Origin of the sequence: Gluconobacter sp. DsW_056 (assembly GCF_002153595.1) — a bacterium.
In the GTDB taxonomy this organism is placed as follows: Bacteria; Pseudomonadota; Alphaproteobacteria; order Acetobacterales; family Acetobacteraceae; genus Gluconobacter; species Gluconobacter albidus.
In genome coordinates, this window is the sequence record NZ_JOPF01000009.1 from 1 (window position 1) to 18623 (window position 18623).

The following is an 18623-nucleotide window of genomic DNA, read 5'->3' on the forward strand; positions in this document are numbered from 1 at the left end:
TAGCTCAACTGGATAGAGCACCAGACTACGAATCTGGGGGTTAGAGGTTCAAGTCCTTTCGGGTGCACCACATTGCTTTTCTCCACAACAATTCATTGATGCTTCAGTGGCGCACACGCTCAAGGCAGCGATAGACCTCGTCCCATTCATAGGGCTTGGCCAGAAACATCGTGCCGCCCGGCAGCTCTCCGAGTTCCTGAATCCGGGTTCCTGATGTCAGAACAAGGCCAATATCGGGGTGCTGCTCGCGAATCACGCGCGCAAGATCCACGCCATCCATGTCACCGGGCATATTAACGTCGGAAAAAATCGTGCAGATGTCCGGGCGCCGCTCGAGAACAGCCAGTGCTTCGTCAGCATCCGCCGCTAGCGATGTCTCGTAACCTGCCTCTTCCAGCATGTCCGCAGCGAGAAATCGCAGCAGCGCCTGATCTTCGACAACAAGAACATGCTTCCTGCCGTTTTTTTTACTTTCCCCCTGCGCGTTTCCCTGCGGAACGACACTGGATGATGCTCCCTTCATGGACATGACATACATGGCAATCACTTTCCGGGATTAAAAAACCTTTAACACCTTTATGGTGTCGTCTTCTGGTCAACGCGGCAATGGGGCCCATGTTTGCATCAGTGAATTTTTTCTGACATGCGCCCACGTCTCGCAACCCTTGAACTGCGCCAGACATCAATGCGGTAAAGGCGCAGCAAATCCACCCCGTTCCGGCGTCGCCAGAACATCAATTCCCACAATCCCCCACTCCCCGTCCGGCTGACGCGCCAGCAGGGGGCCGCCGCTGTCTCCGCGCGTTGCCGCACAGTCGTGATGAATCAGTCCATTCACTGCCAACCCGTTGATCTGACAGGCTATATCCCCGTACGGAACTTCCGGCCGATCCTGAGGATATCCGACCAGCATCGCAGCCGCCCCCGTCTGTGCTACGCCGTAAGGAACAAGGTCGGCAGGCGCGATCACCTTCCGGTCCAGCACCAGCGTGGCACGATCGTCGGACGCCGTACCGCCCTCATTTTCTGGGTCATAACCGGGCGCAATAACAAAATGTGTCACATGGGCATGAAGCCGGTATTGCCCAAGCAGATACCCCATCAGCACGTGAACATCTGCAGGCTGGATATAATGCCGCGTTGCAGACAGCCACAAACAATGCGCCGCTGTGACCATCACGGTCGGCGCCACGGCGAATCCCGTGCATCGCCCCCCCAGTGACGTCTGGACGCGCCCCAGAATCTTCCAGGGCGCCGTATTCACATCCACCACGCTGCGATGGCTGTCCGATCCGAGTCCCGGCAGGGCCACGGCCGGAGCCGCCAGTGCGCCTGTGCCGTACAGCCAGAACATCAGCAGCGCAGCGGCGCCTTTCATCCCAGATGATCCGGGCCAAACGCATCAGGCAGCAGCTCGGACAGCGTCCGGGTCAGAAGCACGTCTCCTTTCGGAGATATCATATGCACCCGCAGATCCGGCAGACCGAACTCCCGCAGTTTCTGACGGCACCCGCCACACGGCGTACACGGCGCATCGCCGCCCACGACCACGATTTCCTCAATACGCCGGCCCCCAGCCCTGACCATTGAGGCAATCGCACCGGCTTCCGCACATGTTCCCAGCGGATAGGCGGCGTTCTCGACATTACAACCGGAATGCACAACACCCTCACAGCGTAAGGCCGCGCCGACCTGAAAGCGCGAATAGGGTGCATAGGCACGCGAACGGGCCTCAAGGGCCTCGCGGATCAGTTCCTGTATCATGCCGGTGATACTATCCCCTGCGGGTTCAGCTTGGAACATGCTTCCAAGAGCGATACGGTATCACCATCATGAGTGCACCGCTTCCCTCCGATCCCGCTACTGACCCGTCCTTCCGCGACATGCTGGACACCCGCCCTTCCCTGACGATGGACGCACGGGACGGCCTCCTGTTCGAAGGCGTGCCCCTGCACGTCATTGCGGCGGCCGTCGGCACGCCGTGCTGGATCACGGGGGCAGAAACGCTCCGACGTCGCGCAAAGGCGCTCCGGGCTGCGTTTGAGGCCCGGAACCTTCCGGTCAACCTGCATTTCGCCATGAAGTCGCAGGACCATCAGGCGACTCTGACCATCCTGCGGCAGTGCGGCTATGGCGTGGATATCGTCAGCGGCGGAGAAATGCAGCGTGCGCTTCATGCCGGAATCCAGCCGCCCTCCGGGATCGTGTTCTCCGGCGTTGGAAAATCCGATGCTGAATTGCGGGCTGCCATCGAGCACGACATCGCACAGGTCAACGTCGAGAGCGTCGAGGAACTGTATCGCCTCGACGAGATCGCCCGGGCCTGCGGTCGCGTCGCCCGCGCGGCCCTCCGGGTCAATCCGGACGTGGACGCCGATACCCATGACAAGATTTCCACGGGCCGCGCCGGAGACAAGTTCGGCATCGAACACCGCCGCGCCGTGGCGTTGTATGGTGAAGCGGCCCGCCTGAAGAATGTCCGGCTCGTTGGCCTCGCTGTTCATCTGGGCAGCCAGATGCTCACCGCTGGACCTTTCCGGGAAGGCTATATGCGGCTTGCCGACATGGTCCGCGAAATCCGCGCTGCCGGTCACACCGTCGAAGCCGTGGACTGTGGCGGTGGCCTTGGTATCCGCTATCGTGACGAAATCGCTCCCTCGCCCGACATGCTCGCGGGCATTATTGCCGAGACGCTGGGGGATCTTGACGTCCGCCTCAGTATTGAACCTGGCCGCTGGCTTTCTGCACCGACAGGTCTCCTACTAACCCGCGTCATTGAAACCAAGGCTGGCAACCCCGACTTCGTCGTGCTCGATGCCGCCATGAACGATCTCGCACGGCCGTCCCTGTACGAATCCTGGCACGGCATCATGCCCGTCGCCCCGAATGGGCTGACCAGCCCAACAAAGCTCTGGGACATCGTCGGGCCGGTCTGCGAAAGCAGCGACATCTTCGCCCGCGACCGTGCGCTCCCGGCGGACACGAAGCGCGGCGATCTGATCGCCCTGCTCGATACCGGAGCTTACGGCGCAGTCATGAGTTCCACCTATAATTCCCGCCCCTTCGCGGCGCAGGTCCTGATCGACAATGGGAAATGGGCCATCATCCGCCAGCGCCAGAGTGTTGCGGAGCTGATCGCTGCTGAAACCGTCCCCGAATGGCTGACAGCAGCCAGGAATGACCATGGCTGAGCCAAACCCGGCCCTCCATCTCAAAACCCTGCGTCGCAGGGCCCAGCGTGTCCTGTGGTGGGAACGTGCCTGGGAGCCCCTGCGCTGGCCGCTGCTTCTGGTCGCATTCTACGGTCTGGCCTGCCTCGCACGCATCCCACAGTCCCTGCCTGACTGGTTGCATGCGCTGCTCGAAATCGGTGTGCTCGGCGCGGCTCTCTGGCTGACCGTCACCGGCCTGCGCCGTGTTGCCCCCGTGGGCATCCCGGCAGCAGACCGCAGGATCGAGCACGATTCCCGTCTCGCCCGCCAGCCACTGCTCAGCCTGACCGACCGCCCGGCTTTTGCCGGAAACGGCGAACAGTCCGCCATCTGGGCGCGCCATGTCGAGCGCGTTACAGCCTCGCTCGGAACACTCCGCGTCGGTCTTCCGCATCCCGAGACCAGCCTGCAGGACCGCATCGGCCTTATCGCCGTCCCTCTGGCCCTGATCGGTGCCGCGCTGCTGGCGAGTACACACACGCCGTCGCGTCTGTACGCCGGACTGGTCCCCGGCGTGGACGATGACAGCGTTCCGCTGCCGACCCTTCAGGCCTGGATCGACCGACCGTCTTATGCGCCTGGCGCGCCTATTTTCCTCTCTTCAACAGGCCGCACCACGCTTGATGTGCCGCAGGGTTCGATCCTGAACGCCACCATCACCGGCGCTCACGGCAAACCCGCGCTGTCCGGCATCGCCTCTCCCGCACAGAGCCGGCTGGATGCGGGAAGCTGGAACAGCCACGGCACGCTTCAACAATCTGGAACTGTCCGCATCGTCGTTCGCGGCCGTACTCTCGGCGCATGGCGTGTGACCGTGGAACCCGACCTGCCCCCGACCGTCACATGGGACGGCAAACCCGGCCCCCAGAAAGACGACTGGCGCACTGGCCTGCCCTGGCACATCCATCAGACCTACGGTGTCGAATCTCTGGAAGCCGAAATCCATCTGCCCGGTCTCTCCCGCGGCCGGATCCTGCGCGTTCCGATCCCCCTCGACGGTCATCCGAAAGACGCAAAAGGGATCGCCACGCCGGATCTCTCCTCCGATCCTTTTGCGGGAATGGACGTCGAAGGCCGTCTACATGCCAAAAGCGTTTCGGGTCGCGAAAGCCGCAGCGATCCCGTCAAATTCCAGATCGGAGCCCGCAAATTCACAGACCCGCTGGCCCGCGCGCTCGTGGCTTTGCGCCGCCGCCTCATGCTTGGGCAGGAACGCGCCTCAAAAGCCTCGGACGAACTCGCGCTCCTGACACAGACAACCGACGAACGCGCGATCCTCGCAGCGCTGGGGCTGGAAATCGCCTCTCTTCGCAAAGATGCCCCGCAAGGCTCTGCTGATCGCGTCCCGGGCGACCTCTGGGCACTTGCGCTCTATCTGGACGATCTGCGCCGTGACGGCCCCGAAATCGCAGATGCCGCAGCCGAAGTCCGCGCCGCACAACAGGGTGTACAGCAGCAGCTCGACCACATGCGCGATCTGGGAGAAAAGGGTCATACCCTTCCTGAACAGGAAGAACTCCAGCGCCGCACACAGGCCCTCAAAGATGCCCTGAACCGCCGGATGCAACTCCTGTTCTCGCGAGCCGCCCAGAGCGGGATCATGATGCCACAATCCGGCACCAGTTCGGCCGATCCGTTCTCAGACGAAATGCGTCGTCTCCAGTCCGAAGCCAATCAGGGACATGGCGACGAAGCCCTCCGGCGTCTCCAGCAGATGGAAGACATGGCCGAGCGCATGCGTCAGGCGCGCCCCGAGGACCTCAAGGCCCTTGCCGCCCAGATGAAGGCGCAGGCCGAGGCGCAGGCGCAGCGCGCCGCCCTGCATGATCTCGTCCATCGCGAGACCATGCTGCTCGACCACACGCAGTCCCGCCTTTCCGCCGCCCGTAAGGCCGCAGCACCGCCCGATGACGGCAATCCCCCCGATGTCAGCCAGATGTCAACGGCAGACCTGCTCCGCCAGCTTGGCATGCAGCCACCTGCCGGCATGGACCAGCCTGCCGACAAACCGCCCGCTCCGGTCGATCCGGCCACGGTCGCGGCCCAGTCCGACGGACGCCGTTCGGATCACGCCCTGCAACGTGCGCTACAGCGCGTGAACGATATCCTGAGCCATCGTGTCAAGGATCTGACCGGCAAGCCCGCCACAGCCTTCGACAAGGCGAAAACGGATATGCAAAGCGCGCGCGAAGCCCTCGCAGACCGCAAAGACGCCGACGCCCAGACAGCCGAACAGAAAGTTCTGGCCGACCTGTCCGAAGCCGGAAAGCAGATGCGCCAGAACCAGAAATCCGGCGGTTCCGGCAAGGGTGGACAGGGCGGCGGCAGCCTGAGCTTCATTCCCTCCGGTGGCGCAGGCGGTTCCGGAAAACCCCAGCACGGCGCAAAGGGCCAGCAGGGCGATGACGGCGACCAGCCGCAGGCGGGCGATGAAGACGGCGACGACGAGGACCAGAAGGATCAGGATCCTCTGGGCCGCAAACTCGGCGAAGGCGACAAGGGCAAGGATTCGGACGCTCATATCCCGGACAAAAGCGCCCGGGACCGCGCCCGCGACATCGAGCGCGAACTCCGCCGCCGCGCCTCCGACCGCACGCGACCACAAAGTGAACTGGACTATCTGGAACGGCTTCTCAAATCGTTCTGAGACAAAAAAAGCCCGGTGCCGTCATGGCACCGGGCTTTTTCAGATCCCGCTTTTACAGGTCGTGAACATAGGCCGATGTATCACGCAGCTTTTTTCCTGTCTGCGCCGCCGCCTCCACCTGTGCAGCACCGGGCAAAACCCCGTGCATTAAAATCTTCCAGTTGGGATCTGCCACCAGAATTGCGCACAGATCACTCCAGTAGAGGGATGCATCGAAATGCGGATTGGTACTGTTATGCACTAGTTCCTGCGCCTGGTCGGCATGCCCTTTGAAGATCAGATCCAGCATGATCTGTGTCGTGGTGGGCAGACCCTGCCCGGGAAAATGATGCCGGACCTCCCACAGGAATGCTCCGGTTTCATTCCCGATGGATGCCCCCTGGAACGCTTGGGAAACCATGGACAAGGCGTCCTGCTTCAGCCTTGCTTCATCCAGCGCGAATGTTCCATTGTGCCAGATCACGGGAGCCGGCGTGGATACGCTCTCGGAATTCGAAGCTCCAAACGGCATCATCACAGGAATCGACAGCCAGAAACCGAACGGCCCGGTCGCAGGCGCACCCTGTGGTGGATATTCAGGTTGCCGGCAGTCACTGAGCTTCTGGAAATGCGGAAGTTGCGCAAACCGCAACGCGACATATTCGCCGCACAGTCCCGATCCGTCCCAGTTCACATAAAACAGCAGATCCGGGATGGATTCCGGCTCCGGTGCCAGCGCCGTCCGCCGCCAGAGAGTCGCGATGGATCCGGGAGCCCCTTCAATGTTTTCAGAAACAGGAGCGGCCTTGCTGGTCCAGACGATACAGAACGACTGCGGTTTTCCCGCCGGGACCTGACAGGCCCGCGCGTCGATACGCCCTTCCGGACCCGACCACAACAGACGCGCTTTTTCAACAGGCGTGGGAGCCGCATAAGCCGCCCCGCTCCAGATTCCGGCAAGAAGGAGTGCAAGAACTGAATGAGGGCGCATACCGTCTTCCGTTTCCGAAATTACATAGTGTTACGGAATACGATAGAACGGATTCGGCAGCAGGAAAGTCTTTTTCGCAAAACCACCGCTCAGATCGGACGGCTGATCCCCGAGGCTTGCAATGATCGTATAGCCCTTGCGCTCGATTCTCTCACGGGTCGGCGCCTTGTACAGCGCAGCATATCCGTGGGACGTCATCGGCCGCAGATACAGACCATCCCAGTGCCGGATTCCCGCCAGATGCAGGTTCTGTTCGGTTGCATCCCGCTCATCTTCATGACGCCCCGTCACGAAAAACACCGCAACATGATGCGCCTGTGCATCTTCAATCAGCGCCCGCATGGACGCAAAGGCCGGCGCGCGGCCACTCTTTTCCCAGGCGATGGCCCCACACGGCCCTTTGGGCAGAGCGTCGCACGGGCCAGCCGAAATATATCCGAAATCATCGGCGCGGATCTCGTCCCAGTTGGACAACGTGGTCTCGTCGATATCCAGAACAATCGCGGGGTGGCGCGTCTTGGGCGCCGTCTCGTTGATCCACTGGCGCGCCTGGGAAACCACGGCGTCGAAGTCGCGCTGGTAATCGCCGCTGTCGTGATAGGCGCTGGCGGCCATAATGGCATCGCCAACATTCGCAGGCTGTGCGGCCAGCGCCGAGAGGGGCGCAACAAACAGGCTGGTGGCGAGCAGGAGGGAACGGATCATGGAGGAGCCACCTTTCGTGACAGAAGAACAAGCCCGACCCCGACCAGCGCCAGGGCCGTACCGATGACAGACACACCGCCATAGCCCAACCCCATAGACAGCGCGATCCCTCCCAGAGCCGCACCGATCGCATTGCCAAGGTTGAACGCCCCGATATTCATGGACGACGCCAGCGCAGGCGCATCATGCGCGGCCTGCATGACCCGCATCTGAAGCGCAGGCATGAGCGCGAAGGTCGCGGCGCCCCAGAGCAGTGACGCGAACAGCGCGCCTGGCACGCTCTGCGCCATCCACGGAAAGATCAGCATGATCACGCCGAGGATGGGGAAAAAGATCAGCAGACTCCCATCCAGAGAACGGTCTGCACTCCGACCGCCTATGGCGTTGCCGATGGAGAACCCCACCCCGGTCAGCATCAGCGCCAGAGTAATGATGGTCGGGCTGGCATGGGTGATGTGTTCAAGAATCGGCGCGATATAGGTGTAGAGCACGAACATTGCCCCGGCGCCGATCGCCGTCGTCAGAAGGGCCAGAAGCACATTGCCCTTTACGAGAACCCGCAGTTCACGCCCGACCTCCGGCGCCGGACCAATCTCACGCTGCGGCAGGGCGAACTGCACGGCCAGCATGGTCACCAGTCCCAGCATGGCCGTCACCCCAAACGCACTGTGCCAGCCGAAATTCAACCCGAGCCATGTCATCGCCGGAACGCCGATGATGTTCGCGATCGTGAGCCCCATGAACATGGACGCCACCGCACTCGCCCGGCGGGACGGCGCGACAGACAGAGACGCCTCCACGGCCCCAAGGCCGAAAAACGCCCCATGGGCCAGACTGGTCAGAACACGTGAGGCAAAAAGCAGTTCATAACTGCCGGAGACCGCGGAGAGCAGATTCCCGGCCACATACAGGCCCATCAGCAGGATCAGGGCCAGTTTACGCCGGAAACGCGCCATCAGGAGCGTAATGACCGGCGCCCCGAGCATCACACCCACCGCATAGGCCGTCACCAGCCCACCGGCCTTGGGCACACTGACCTGGAGACCATGCGCGATGACGGGCAGCAGGCCCATCGGTGTAAATTCTGTTGTGCCGATGGCGAAGGCGCCAACAGCGAGCGAAAGCAGTGGCCAGTTCGGGGGCGATTTCGCTGCCAGTTTCAAGACCGGTCTCCGGGAATGTCAATTGTTCGAGATTGGTCGAACCCTGCCACACCCGGAATCCCGGAACAACCCAAAGCTGTTTTACATCATGCCGTTGGGGTGCTGGCCCATGTCCATGCCATCCATGATCATGGCCTTGTGGTGCGGATCATCGAGATGACATTCATGATCCTGAAGCTCTTCGCCCGATCCATGATCAAGGACATGCGCCATGTCATCGAGCAGGATGAACCCGCCATGCTTTGCCGGCGTGATGACGAGCGTGTGGATGGACATGTCATCAGCGGCAATCACCCGGAACGGTGACGGATCCAGCGATGTTACGATCCGCGCACGGTAGGGATGCCCGTATAGCGAAACCGGAGACCAGGCCTCGGTAATCATGTTCTTGTCGAGCTCGGCACGGGCATAGGATGTCAGACAGTCCAGATGGATGTGCAACTGGTCCTGCGTGCGCCCCGGACGCGAATTGATGGCCATCGACAGATGCGAGTCAGGGATCTCGAACCCGTAGGACTGCGCCACATGGGCACGCTGCCCCCAGGCCTCCGCGAAATAATTCGGCGTTTCCGGCTTCAGCAGAACGGGATCTTCAACGCCGGGAACCTTCTGCGTCGGGATCACCAGATACTGGCCGCGCCCTGTCTGATCCTTGAGAAGGGCGTAGCCGTCCTTCTCGTCATAAACCGTGCAGGGTTTGTGATCCGCATCCACGGCACAGCGCCCGTGGACGACTTTCCAAAGCGCGCCCCGGTCATGGGATTTTCCGCAGCCCGACAGTCCGAAAACCACTGCCGCCGCAACAAGACCAAACCTGGCCGCCGTTCCGTAATCCCGCAAAATCATTCTTCCCTAACCTGACATTCAAGCTGCATTGCAGCCGCCAGCCTCTCGAAGCGACGACGGACCGCACTGCCCGCCGCCCGGACGCTGCGTGCGCCCAGAACCAGCACGAGTGTTCCGTCTTCCACGAGAAGCCTGCACTCATCCAGGAGGACTTTCGTCCCCGCGCAGAGTGTATAGGCCAGCCGAAGCGCAAGGCCCAGCCTCACCGCCCGTTCGATCTCCGAACGCGACAGAAGCTGCCGGGAGGGTTCAATAAGGGGTGAGTCCATCGAGACTTCATACCGCACGGCGAGCGTCAGCCCGATAAAGGCCCGCGCACTGTGGTCGAAACCCACGCCATGCCCATACATCACCCGTCGATAGGTCTGTTCGACCCGATATTCCGGGTGATCGTAAGAGCCGATGTCGGAGAGCATGCACGCCAGTTCGCGCAGACGCTTCTGGGTCCGCGTCTCGTCGCGGAACAGCGGCGCCGTCCAGCTCACCAGCGCTTCCGCGAGCGAGGCGCTGCGGGCCAGACGATTGGCCATCTCCGTCGCCAGATCCGTCATTGGATCGAGATCCGCAACCGACGACGCCACATGGCGCATGTACCAGCCTTCACGCAGCCCATCGACGCTGAAGACAACCTTGGACGGACGGACACGCTCCATCAGGCAGCGCAGCACGACCGCCGCAAACGGCGCATCCGCCAGACGCTTGCGGGGCGCACCCGGCATTTTCTCAAGGGTCCGGCGCGGGGACGTGATGACCCAGTCCGCCATTTCCCGCGCTTCCCCTTCCGAGAGGGTAAACAGATGCACGAGATTCAGCGGATACTGCGTCCGCGCGATCTGAAGCCGCGCCAGCGCACGGAACGCGCCCCCGACCAGATAAAGCGGCCGCCCCGTCATGCCTGGCAGCCAGTTCACCTCCGCCAGAAGTTCATTCGCGATTTCTGCTGCCCGCTCAATGCTGCCTTTGGCACGGTCATGCAGACGGATCACACCCAGCTTGGTCGTCACGGCCTCGAAATACTGGCCGTCCGCGACATGGATCAGTTCCAGCGACCCCCCGCCAATATCCGCAACCAGCCCGTTTGCTTCCGGCAGACCGCATAAAACGCCACGAGCCGCGTAATCGGCTTCTTCCGTTCCTTCCAGAACCCGGATCGGCACGCCCGGCATCCGCGCGCGGATGGCGTCAACGAAATCGGGCCCGTTGGTCGCATCCCGGACGGCAGCAGTTGCGAGAACCTGAAACGGCTCCGCCCCCATCGCGCGGGCGACGGTATGGAACCGTCCCAGCACGTCCATCGCCAGCGTCACACCTTCTTCGTTGAGGCGCCCCGTCGTATCCAGTCCACGCCCCAGCTTGAGCGTGACCTTCTCGTTGAAGATCGGAAGGGGGTTGCGCGTCACCCCCTCGAAAACGACCAGCCGGACCGAGTTGGACCCAAGATCGACAATGGCGGAACGCTGTGCAGATGAGGACATGAAGGTCAGTCTTCCAGAATCCTGTCGGGCCGCTCACGGGGGCGGTGTGCCTCCGGAAGGACCTTCTCCCGCGCGGCCGAGCCTCGGCCGGACAGGGACGGATTGTTCATGAAGTATTCGTGGGCGGAGAACGGATGTGCGCCCGGCGAAACCCGATGCCAGTAGCCGTCCCTCGTGAGCGTCCAGCTCTGAAGGTTGTCCTTGATGTTCATCGTCATGATCTGACCAAGAATCTGCGCATGGACCGTCGGGTTCGTGATGGGCACCATGGCTTCTACCCTCCAGTCCATGTTCCGCACCATCCAGTCTGCCGAAGAAATGAAAACTTTTGCCTTGGCGGATGGCATCCGGTGGCCGTTTCCGAATGCGAAAACCCGCGCATGCTCCAGAAAACGCCCGACAATCGACTTGATTTCGATATTGTCCGAAAGCCCCGGCACACCCGGCCGCAGACAGCAGATCCCGCGGATGATCCCGATGATCTTCACCCCGGCCTGCGAGGCTTCATAAAGCTTGTCGATCAGTTCGGCATCCACCAGGCTGTTCATCTTCAGCCAGATCCGCCCCGGACGCCCTTCCTTGACGTGGTCGATCTCGTCCTGGATGAGCTTTTCCAGCGTGGAGCGGATGGTGATGGGCGAGAAGGCCAGCGCATCCATTTTCGCCGGGATTGCATAGCCCGTCATATAGTTGAACAGACGCGCCGAATCCGAGGCCAGCTTCGGGTCACAGGTGAAGAACGATAGATCCGTATAAATCCGCGCCGTAATCGGATGGTAATTGCCCGTCCCGAAATGCGCATAGGACCGGAGCGAGCCGTTCTCGCGACGGACCACAAGGCTCAGCTTGGCATGCGTTTTGAGATGCGCGAAGCCGAACACGACCTGCACGCCCGCCGCTTCAAGCGCGCGAGACAGGCGGATATTGGCTTCCTCGTCAAACCGCGCCCGCAGTTCGACCATGGCCGTGACTGATTTTCCAGCCTCCGCCGCTTCGATCAGCGCATGCACGATCGGGCTGTCACGGGACGTCCGATAAAGTGTCTGCTTGATCGCCAACACGTTCGGGTCCAGCGCCGCCTGACGCAGGAACTGCACCACCACGTCGAAGCTCTCGAACGGATGGTGGACCAGCATGTCCTTCGCCCGGATCGCCGCGAAACAGTCGCCGTCATAGTCCAGAACCCGTTCGGGAAAGCGCGGCGTATAAGGCGGGAATACCAGATCCGGACGGTCATCCACGATCAGCTGCTTGAGGTCCGTCACGCCGACGAAACACGGCAGAACGACCACGTCCTCTTCGCCCACGCCAAGCTCTTCGCCCATCTCGCGGCCCAGCGTGTCCGGCAGCTTGCGATCGAGTGCGAGATGGATGCATACGCCGCGCCGACGCTGCTTCAGCGCCGTTTCATAAGACCGGACCAGATCCTCGGCCTCGTCTTCAAACTCCACATCCGTATCGCGGATCACACGCAGCACACCCGCCGCCCCGATCACCAGCCCCGGAAACAGACGCCCGGCGAACAGCGTGATGAGGTCTTCAAGCAGCACGAAGCGGATCTGGTCCGGCGTCTCCTGCCCTTCCTTCAGACGGGCCGGAAGGCGCAGGAAGCGCGGAACCTGCGCGGGAAGCAGGATCAGCCCGTCCATCACATGCGCCGAAGAGGCCGCATCCTTCAGACGCAGATGCAGCGCGAGGCCCATATTCGGAATGAAGGGCAGCGGATGGGACGGGTCGACCGCCATCGGCGTCAGCACCGGGAAGACCCGCTCGTCGAACAGCGTGGACAACTGCGCCAGATCCGTCTCATCCAGCGAGTCGGTTGGCAGGATGACGATCCCCGCGTCCTTCAGTTCCCCTTCCAGCACATGCCAGACGCGCTGCTGCTCTGCCAGGAGATGCCGCGCCTTCTGCCGCACCTGCGCAAGCTGCTGGATAGGCGTCAACCCGTCCGGGCTGCGCACGACCATGCCTTCACGCACCTGTCCCACAAGCCCGGCCACACGGACGGAATAGAACTCGTCCAGATTGCTGGAGCTGATCGACAGGAACCGCACCCGCTCCAGAAGCGGATTGCGGACGTTCTCAGCTTCGTCAATGACGCGCTCGTTGAAATCCAGCCACGACAGTTCCCGGTTCAGGAAGCGTTCAGGCGATGTCGACATGTGCGCGTAATCTTCCGCCCGGACAGCGGGGGTCTGTCGGCGACGGCTGCGGTTCTGGGCCGGGGTCACTGCACTGCGGGGCTTGCGGGGAGAGCGGCGGCGCGGCACGGGCCGGGAATCTTCAGTCGTCACAATGGGGCCTTCCGGAACACACGGATTTACAAATCGCCTCAAGGGTCATGCCACGGGATAGGCATGTCAAACGGAGTTTTTGTGTCACGTTCGTGACACCTATTCCTCAGGCGTCAGCAGATCCGGCAGCATCTCGAGCGCCAGCGCCCGCGTAATGGGCTGCTTGCGCACCAGCGCCGCCTCGTCCAGCCGCTCCACAGCCGAAACCAGCGCGTTTCCCGTCCGCGGGAGATGGCGCCACAGCCACTCCGTCACCGATTGCGACACGACAAGCTGCCGGTCCGCCAGCAGCGACAGCAGCAGCGTCGCCCGCAGATCGTCCTCGGGCTCACCCGTCGCAGTCGTAGCGGTCGCCCGCAGACGGCTGGCCAGATCGGGCAGCATGAAATGACTGCGAGACGGCGGCAGCCGCCCCGCCATCAGAACCCGGTCTCCCTGGGACAACGCATCATTGAGCAGGTGAAGCATGGTCGCCTCGTCTCCCGGCGAATCGGCATTGTCGATCGCAAGATTTCCCTGCACCCGGATCCGTCCTCCCGCAGAGGACCTGGAGAACAGCCGGGCATCCAGTACCGTAGCGTCATGTTCATGCGCCCAGGCCGTCAGGAGATGCGTCTTTCCCGTTCCTGAAGGCCCCCAGAGCCATAAACGCCCATCCGGCCACTGACTGCGCGCAAGCCATGCCCGTGCCGCCACATTCGAAGGACCATTGATGAAACGATCTGACGTCATCGCCGTCACCCGGCGCAACGGAAATGCCATCTGGGTGGCCGCGGGCCTTCCGGAAGCCCCGCCCACATCCCGTTTCGTCATCGCAGCCCCCTTTTTCATGCCGTATCGCCGTCAAACAGGCGTTCCGCCAGCGCGCAGGATGCTCTAGAACGGCGTCACGTCAACCAGCGGGAACCTTCGACCATGACCGATCAGCCTGACATCGCCCCCGGATCGAGCCAGGGCACGAGCCACAGCACAACTGGCGGCGCAAGCTACGCACAGGCCGGCGTGGACATTGCCGCAGGCGATGCGCTGGTCGATGCGATCAAGCCAGCAGCCAAGGCTACGAACCGTCCCGGCACCATGGGCGGTCTCGGCGGTTTCGGCGCCCTGTTCGATCTGAAGGCCGCAGGCTTCACCGATCCCGTCCTCGTCAGCTGCACCGATGGCGTCGGCACGAAGCTGATGGTCGCCATCGAGGCGGGCAAGCATGATGATGTGGGGATCGACCTCGTCGCCATGTGCGTCAACGACCTTGTCGTACAAGGCGCTACCCCGCTGTTCTTTCTGGACTATCTCGCCACCGGAAAGCTCTCTGTCGAGGCCGCTGCTACGGTCGTGAAGGGCATCGCCAAGGGCTGCGCCGAGTCCGGCTGCGCCCTGGTCGGCGGCGAAACGGCTGAAATGCCCGGCATGTACGCCCCCGGCCATTACGATCTCGCAGGCTTCAGCGTGGGGGCCGCAGAACGCAACAGCCTGCTCCCCGCCAACATCGCCGAAGGGGACACGCTGATCGGCCTGCCCTCTTCCGGCGTTCATTCCAACGGCTTCTCGCTGGTCCGCGAAGTCGTGCGTCGCTCCGGCCTCGGTTGGAACGACCCGGCCCCCTTCGCCGAAGGTCACACGCTGGCTGAAGCCCTGCTGACGCCCACGAAACTCTATGTCCGCACGGTTCTCGACCTGCACGCAAAGGGCCTGCTGAACGGCTGCGCCCACATCACCGGGGGTGGTCTACCCGGCAACCTTCCCCGCGTCCTGCCTGAAAACCTTGGCGTGCGCATCGACGGCTCCGCATGGATCGTTCCGCCCGTGTTCCGCTGGCTGGCCGAAACCGGCAACGTGGCCGCCGACGAGATGCTCCGCGTCTTCAACTGCGGTATCGGCATGGTGCTCGTCACCTCTGAGCCCGAGAAGGTCATGGCCGAACTGGATGCACGCGGCGAAACCGGCTTCCTCATGGGCCAGATCGTCCGCTCCGACGACGCCTACACCCTGACTACGCCGGTCTCCTTCGCATGAAGAAGCCGCACTCCCGCAACAAGTCTCGAGCTCCTGTCAAAACCCCGGCAAAGAAGGCCGAAAAAGTCCCCGTCGCGGTCCTCATCAGCGGTCGTGGCAGCAACATGCGCGCCCTGATCGAGGCTTGCGCCCGGCCGGACTACCCCGCCGAAATCGTGCTGGTTCTCAGCAACCGCCCCGATGCGCCCGGCCTTGAAGTCGCCGAAGAGGCGGGACTGAAAACCCTCGTCATCGATCACAAGCCTTTCGGCAAGGACCGCGAAGCCCACGAACGCGAAGTCGACGCAGCACTTCAAGCCTCCGGCGCCATGCTGGTCGTCCTCGCAGGTTATATGCGCGTCCTGACACCCTGGCTGGTCAATGCGTGGGAAGACAGGATGCTCAACATCCATCCGAGCCTCCTGCCCGCATTCCCCGGCCTGCACACCCATGAAGCCGCCATCAAGGCTGGCGCAAAAGAACATGGCTGCACCGTCCATCTGGTAACATCCGGCGTGGACGAAGGCCCCATTCTTGGTCAGGCCAGCGTACCCGTCCTCGAAACCGATACCCCCGAAACGCTCGCCGCGCGTGTGCTGGAACAGGAACACCTTCTTTATCCGGACGTGCTGGAAATGATCTGCGACGTTTTTGCAAAGTAAAAGACGTTCAGCTTCCCGGGACAAAAAAAGGCGCGGACCGAAGTCCGCGCCTTTTTCATGAAACAGGATGAGCCTGCCGTGACAATTACGGCAGGATTTCCGTCTCGGCGAAGAAGAAGGAGATCTCGTTCTTCGCGTTCTCGAGGCTGTCGGAGCCGTGCACGGAGTTAGCTTCGATGCTCTCGGCGAACAGCTTGCGAACGGTGCCTTCAGCAGCGTCGGCCGGGTTGGTGGCGCCCATGACTTCGCGGTTCTTGGCGACAGCGCCTTCACCCTGAAGAACCTGCACGACAACCGGCTCGGCAATCATGGAGGACACGAGGCTGCCGTAGAACGGACGCTCCTTGTGGACCGCATAGAAAGCACCAGCCTGCTTCTCGGTCAGGTGGATGCGCTTCTGGGCAACGATACGCAGGCCAGCGTCTTCGAACACGGCATTGATCTTGCCGGTCAGGTTACGCTTGGTGGCGTCGGGCTTGATGATGGAAAGCGTGCGCTCGAGAGCCATCTTTCTTCTCCTGTTAGGACCGGTCCTCGCTGGACCAGCGGGTCAATACCGCCGTTCCACTAGAGCAAATTCATCGTTCCTGATAGGTCTGTCGCAGTATTTTAACCGACCTGTTTCTTTTCTTCCGACTGATCGAGGCGCCCGTGAGCCTGCTCACCATCACCGACCTGACCCTCCGCATCGCGGGCCGCTCCCTGCTGGACAATGCGTCCCTGAGCGTGGACCCGGGACGCAAGATCGGTCTGATCGGCAGAAACGGCGCCGGAAAATCCACCCTTCTGGCGGCGATCGCCGGTGATTTCGCGCCTGATGGCGGCACAATCACTCTCGCCGCACGCGCCACGATGGGCCGCGTCAAACAGGAAACACCCTCCGGCAGCACGTCCATTCTCGATACAGTCCTCGAAGGCGACCTCGAACGCACACGCCTGCTCGCGGAAGCCGAAACCGCGACTGATCCAGTTCGCATCGCGGATGTCCACGAACGCCTCATTGCCATCAATGCCTACACCGCGCCCGCCCGCGCCGGTGCCATCCTGTCCGGCCTCGGCTTCGATCAGGACGCGCAGAATCGGGCAGTTTCGGACTTTTCGGGCGGCTGGCGGATGCGCGTTTCGCTGGCTACGGCGCTCTTCCTGAACCCCGACCTCCTGCTGCTCGACGAACCGACCAACCATCTCGATATTGAAGCCACGCTCTGGCTGGAATCCTGGCTCGCGAAGTTCTCCGGTGCGGCGGTCATCGTCAGCCATGACCGCTCCCTGCTCGACAACACCGTGGATGCCATCGCCCATCTCGATCATCAGAAAATCAGCGTCACCCCCGGTGGCTACGACAATTTCGTCCGCATCCGCACGGAACAGGCGCTTCAGCAGAACCGCGCGGCCGAACGCATCGCCGCCCAGCGCGCGCATATGCAATCCTTCGTGGACCGTTTCCGCGCCAAGGCTACCAAAGCCAAACAGGCACAAGCCCGTCTGAAGGCCCTCGAGCGTCTGCCGCAGATCGACAGCGTCGTGGAAGACACCCCCACTCGCTTTTCCTTCCCTGAGCCGCAGCCTTTACCGCCGCCGATGCTGAGCCTGAACAATGTCAGCCTCGGATATGACGGGCGCGTCGTGCTCAAGGGGTTAAACCAGCGTCTGGACATGGAAGACCGAATTGCCCTGCTCGGCCAGAACGGCCGCGGCAAATCCACATTCGCCAAACTTCTGGCTGGTCGGCTGGAGCCCATGTCGGGCACCTACAATCATTCGCCCAAACTGAAAATCGGCTATTTCGCCCAGCACCAGAGCGACGAACTCGTCCTGACTGACACGCCCATCGACCATATGAGCCGCGCCATGCCCGACTCGCTGCCCGCCGCCGTCCGCGCGCAACTCGCCCGGTTCGGCCTCGATGAAAACCGTGCCGAAACAAAGGTCGGGGAGCTGTCGGGCGGCGAAAAGGCGCGTCTGCTTCTCGCCCTTTCCACCCGCGAGGCCCCGCATCTGCTGATCCTCGATGAGCCGACCAACCATCTCGATCTCGACGCCCGCGACGCCCTGATCCGCGCGCTCTCTGCTTTCGAAGGCGCTGTCGTCCTTATCAGCCATGACAGCCATCTCGTGGAATCCGTCGCCGACCGTTTCTGGCTGGTCGAAGATGGTACGATCTCTCCTTTTGACGGCGACATGGCCGAATACCGTGCCTGGCTTCTCGAACGCGCCCGCAAGGCCCGCGCCGAGATGGCCGAACGCAGTAAAACCACCACAGCCTCTGCGGATGGCAACACACCCTCTGCCCAGAAACGCATCGACCGCAAGGAACAGACCCGCGCCCTCGCCCCACTGCGGCGGAAAATCCGCGATGCCGAAGCGAAAATGACCCAGCTCTCCGGCGAAAAGAAAAAGATCGAGGCCCGACTGGCTGATCCAGCTCTCTACCAGTCCGGCGACGCTGCGGAACTGACGTCCCTGAATGTACATCTGGCCGCGCTCAACGCCACACTCGAAACCGTTGAGGAAAGCTGGCTTGAAGCGCAGGCCGAACTGGAAGACGCAACCGCCTGAGCGTTTACGGGTCTCCCACACAGTACATGATCGGAAGGAGCCATTGACCCTCCTTCCCTCTCCCCATAAGCCAGTTGCCAACGACTGACCCCAGG

General features: G+C 62.3%; 16 protein-coding genes and 1 tRNA gene. 6 read left to right on the forward strand and 11 right to left on the reverse strand.

Features of this window, described 5'->3' with window-relative positions; translation table 11 throughout:
- The first annotated feature begins 1 nt into the window (after position 1).
- Positions 2-70 (forward strand) — tRNA-Arg (locus tag HK22_RS15090).
- A 33-nt stretch (positions 71-103) separates the two neighbouring features.
- Here HK22_RS15090 and HK22_RS07195 read toward each other — a convergent pair.
- From HK22_RS07195 to HK22_RS07205, 3 genes are all read right to left on the reverse strand, one after another.
- Complete coding sequence (locus HK22_RS07195) at positions 104-538, reverse strand: response regulator (protein ID WP_062030866.1); 435 nt, start codon at positions 536-538, stop codon at positions 104-106.
- Between the two features lie 144 nt (positions 539-682).
- Positions 683-1378 carry a serine protease gene (locus HK22_RS07200; RefSeq protein WP_086648809.1) on the reverse strand — a complete coding sequence of 232 codons (696 nt, stop codon included), beginning with the start codon at positions 1376-1378 and terminating at the stop codon, positions 683-685.
- On the reverse strand, positions 1375-1764 hold the full coding sequence (locus tag HK22_RS07205; RefSeq protein WP_086648810.1) for a cytidine deaminase: 390 nt from the start codon (positions 1762-1764) through the stop codon (positions 1375-1377). The genes HK22_RS07200 and HK22_RS07205 overlap by 4 nt, the downstream gene beginning before the upstream one ends.
- A gap of 68 nt (positions 1765-1832) precedes the next feature.
- Between HK22_RS07205 and lysA the strand changes: the two genes are divergently transcribed.
- Positions 1833-3191, forward strand: a complete 1359-nt coding sequence (gene lysA / locus HK22_RS07210) for a diaminopimelate decarboxylase (protein WP_086648811.1) — start codon at positions 1833-1835, stop codon at positions 3189-3191.
- A complete protein-coding gene (locus HK22_RS07215; protein ID WP_086648812.1) occupies positions 3184-5859 on the forward strand; it encodes a DUF4175 domain-containing protein in 2676 nt (891 codons plus the stop codon). Before lysA ends, HK22_RS07215 begins: the two co-directional genes overlap by 8 nt.
- 52 nt (positions 5860-5911) lie before the next feature.
- Here the strand turns inward: HK22_RS07215 and HK22_RS07220 are convergent, their stop codons facing one another.
- The 7 genes from HK22_RS07220 to HK22_RS07250 form a co-directional block, all read right to left on the reverse strand.
- Positions 5912-6829, reverse strand: a complete 918-nt coding sequence (locus HK22_RS07220) for a hypothetical protein (protein WP_086648813.1) — start codon at positions 6827-6829, stop codon at positions 5912-5914.
- A gap of 30 nt (positions 6830-6859) precedes the next feature.
- The gene (locus tag HK22_RS07225; RefSeq protein ID WP_086648814.1) at positions 6860-7534 is read right to left on the reverse strand and encodes an HAD family acid phosphatase; all 675 of its coding nucleotides are present in this window, start codon (positions 7532-7534) and stop codon (positions 6860-6862) included.
- Entirely contained in the window at positions 7531-8697 is a 1167-nt protein-coding gene (locus HK22_RS07230) for an MFS transporter (protein WP_198945505.1), read from the reverse strand. Before HK22_RS07230 ends, HK22_RS07225 begins: the two co-directional genes overlap by 4 nt.
- Before the next feature lie 81 nt (positions 8698-8778).
- Entirely contained in the window at positions 8779-9543 is a 765-nt protein-coding gene (locus tag HK22_RS07235; RefSeq protein ID WP_077802492.1) for a CDP-diacylglycerol diphosphatase, read from the reverse strand.
- The gene (locus HK22_RS07240) at positions 9540-11018 is read right to left on the reverse strand and encodes a Ppx/GppA family phosphatase (protein WP_077802491.1); all 1479 of its coding nucleotides are present in this window, start codon (positions 11016-11018) and stop codon (positions 9540-9542) included. The genes HK22_RS07235 and HK22_RS07240 overlap by 4 nt, the downstream gene beginning before the upstream one ends.
- A gap of 5 nt (positions 11019-11023) precedes the next feature.
- A complete protein-coding gene (locus tag HK22_RS07245) occupies positions 11024-13315 on the reverse strand; it encodes an RNA degradosome polyphosphate kinase (protein WP_086648815.1) in 2292 nt (763 codons plus the stop codon).
- 99 nt (positions 13316-13414) lie between these two features.
- Complete coding sequence (locus HK22_RS07250; RefSeq protein WP_077803825.1) at positions 13415-14128, reverse strand: DnaA ATPase domain-containing protein; 714 nt, start codon at positions 14126-14128, stop codon at positions 13415-13417.
- 102 nt (positions 14129-14230) lie between these two features.
- Here HK22_RS07250 and purM point away from each other — a divergent pair, with 102 nt between their 5' ends.
- Together purM and purN are read left to right on the forward strand one after the other, a co-directional pair.
- Positions 14231-15328, forward strand: coding sequence for a phosphoribosylformylglycinamidine cyclo-ligase (gene purM, locus HK22_RS07255; protein WP_086648816.1), 1098 nt, complete (start codon positions 14231-14233; stop codon positions 15326-15328).
- Positions 15325-15969, forward strand: coding sequence for a phosphoribosylglycinamide formyltransferase (gene purN, locus HK22_RS07260; protein ID WP_086648817.1), 645 nt, complete (start codon positions 15325-15327; stop codon positions 15967-15969). Before purM ends, purN begins: the two co-directional genes overlap by 4 nt.
- Positions 15970-16054: 85 nt before the next feature.
- On the opposite strand, the gene ndk is transcribed toward purN, so the two are convergent.
- On the reverse strand, positions 16055-16477 hold the full coding sequence (gene ndk / locus HK22_RS07265; RefSeq protein ID WP_062030848.1) for a nucleoside-diphosphate kinase: 423 nt from the start codon (positions 16475-16477) through the stop codon (positions 16055-16057).
- 143 nt (positions 16478-16620) lie between these two features.
- Here ndk and HK22_RS07270 point away from each other — a divergent pair, with 143 nt between their 5' ends.
- Entirely contained in the window at positions 16621-18528 is a 1908-nt protein-coding gene (locus HK22_RS07270; RefSeq protein WP_086648818.1) for an ABC-F family ATP-binding cassette domain-containing protein, read from the forward strand.
- Positions 18529-18623: the final 95 nt, after the last annotated feature.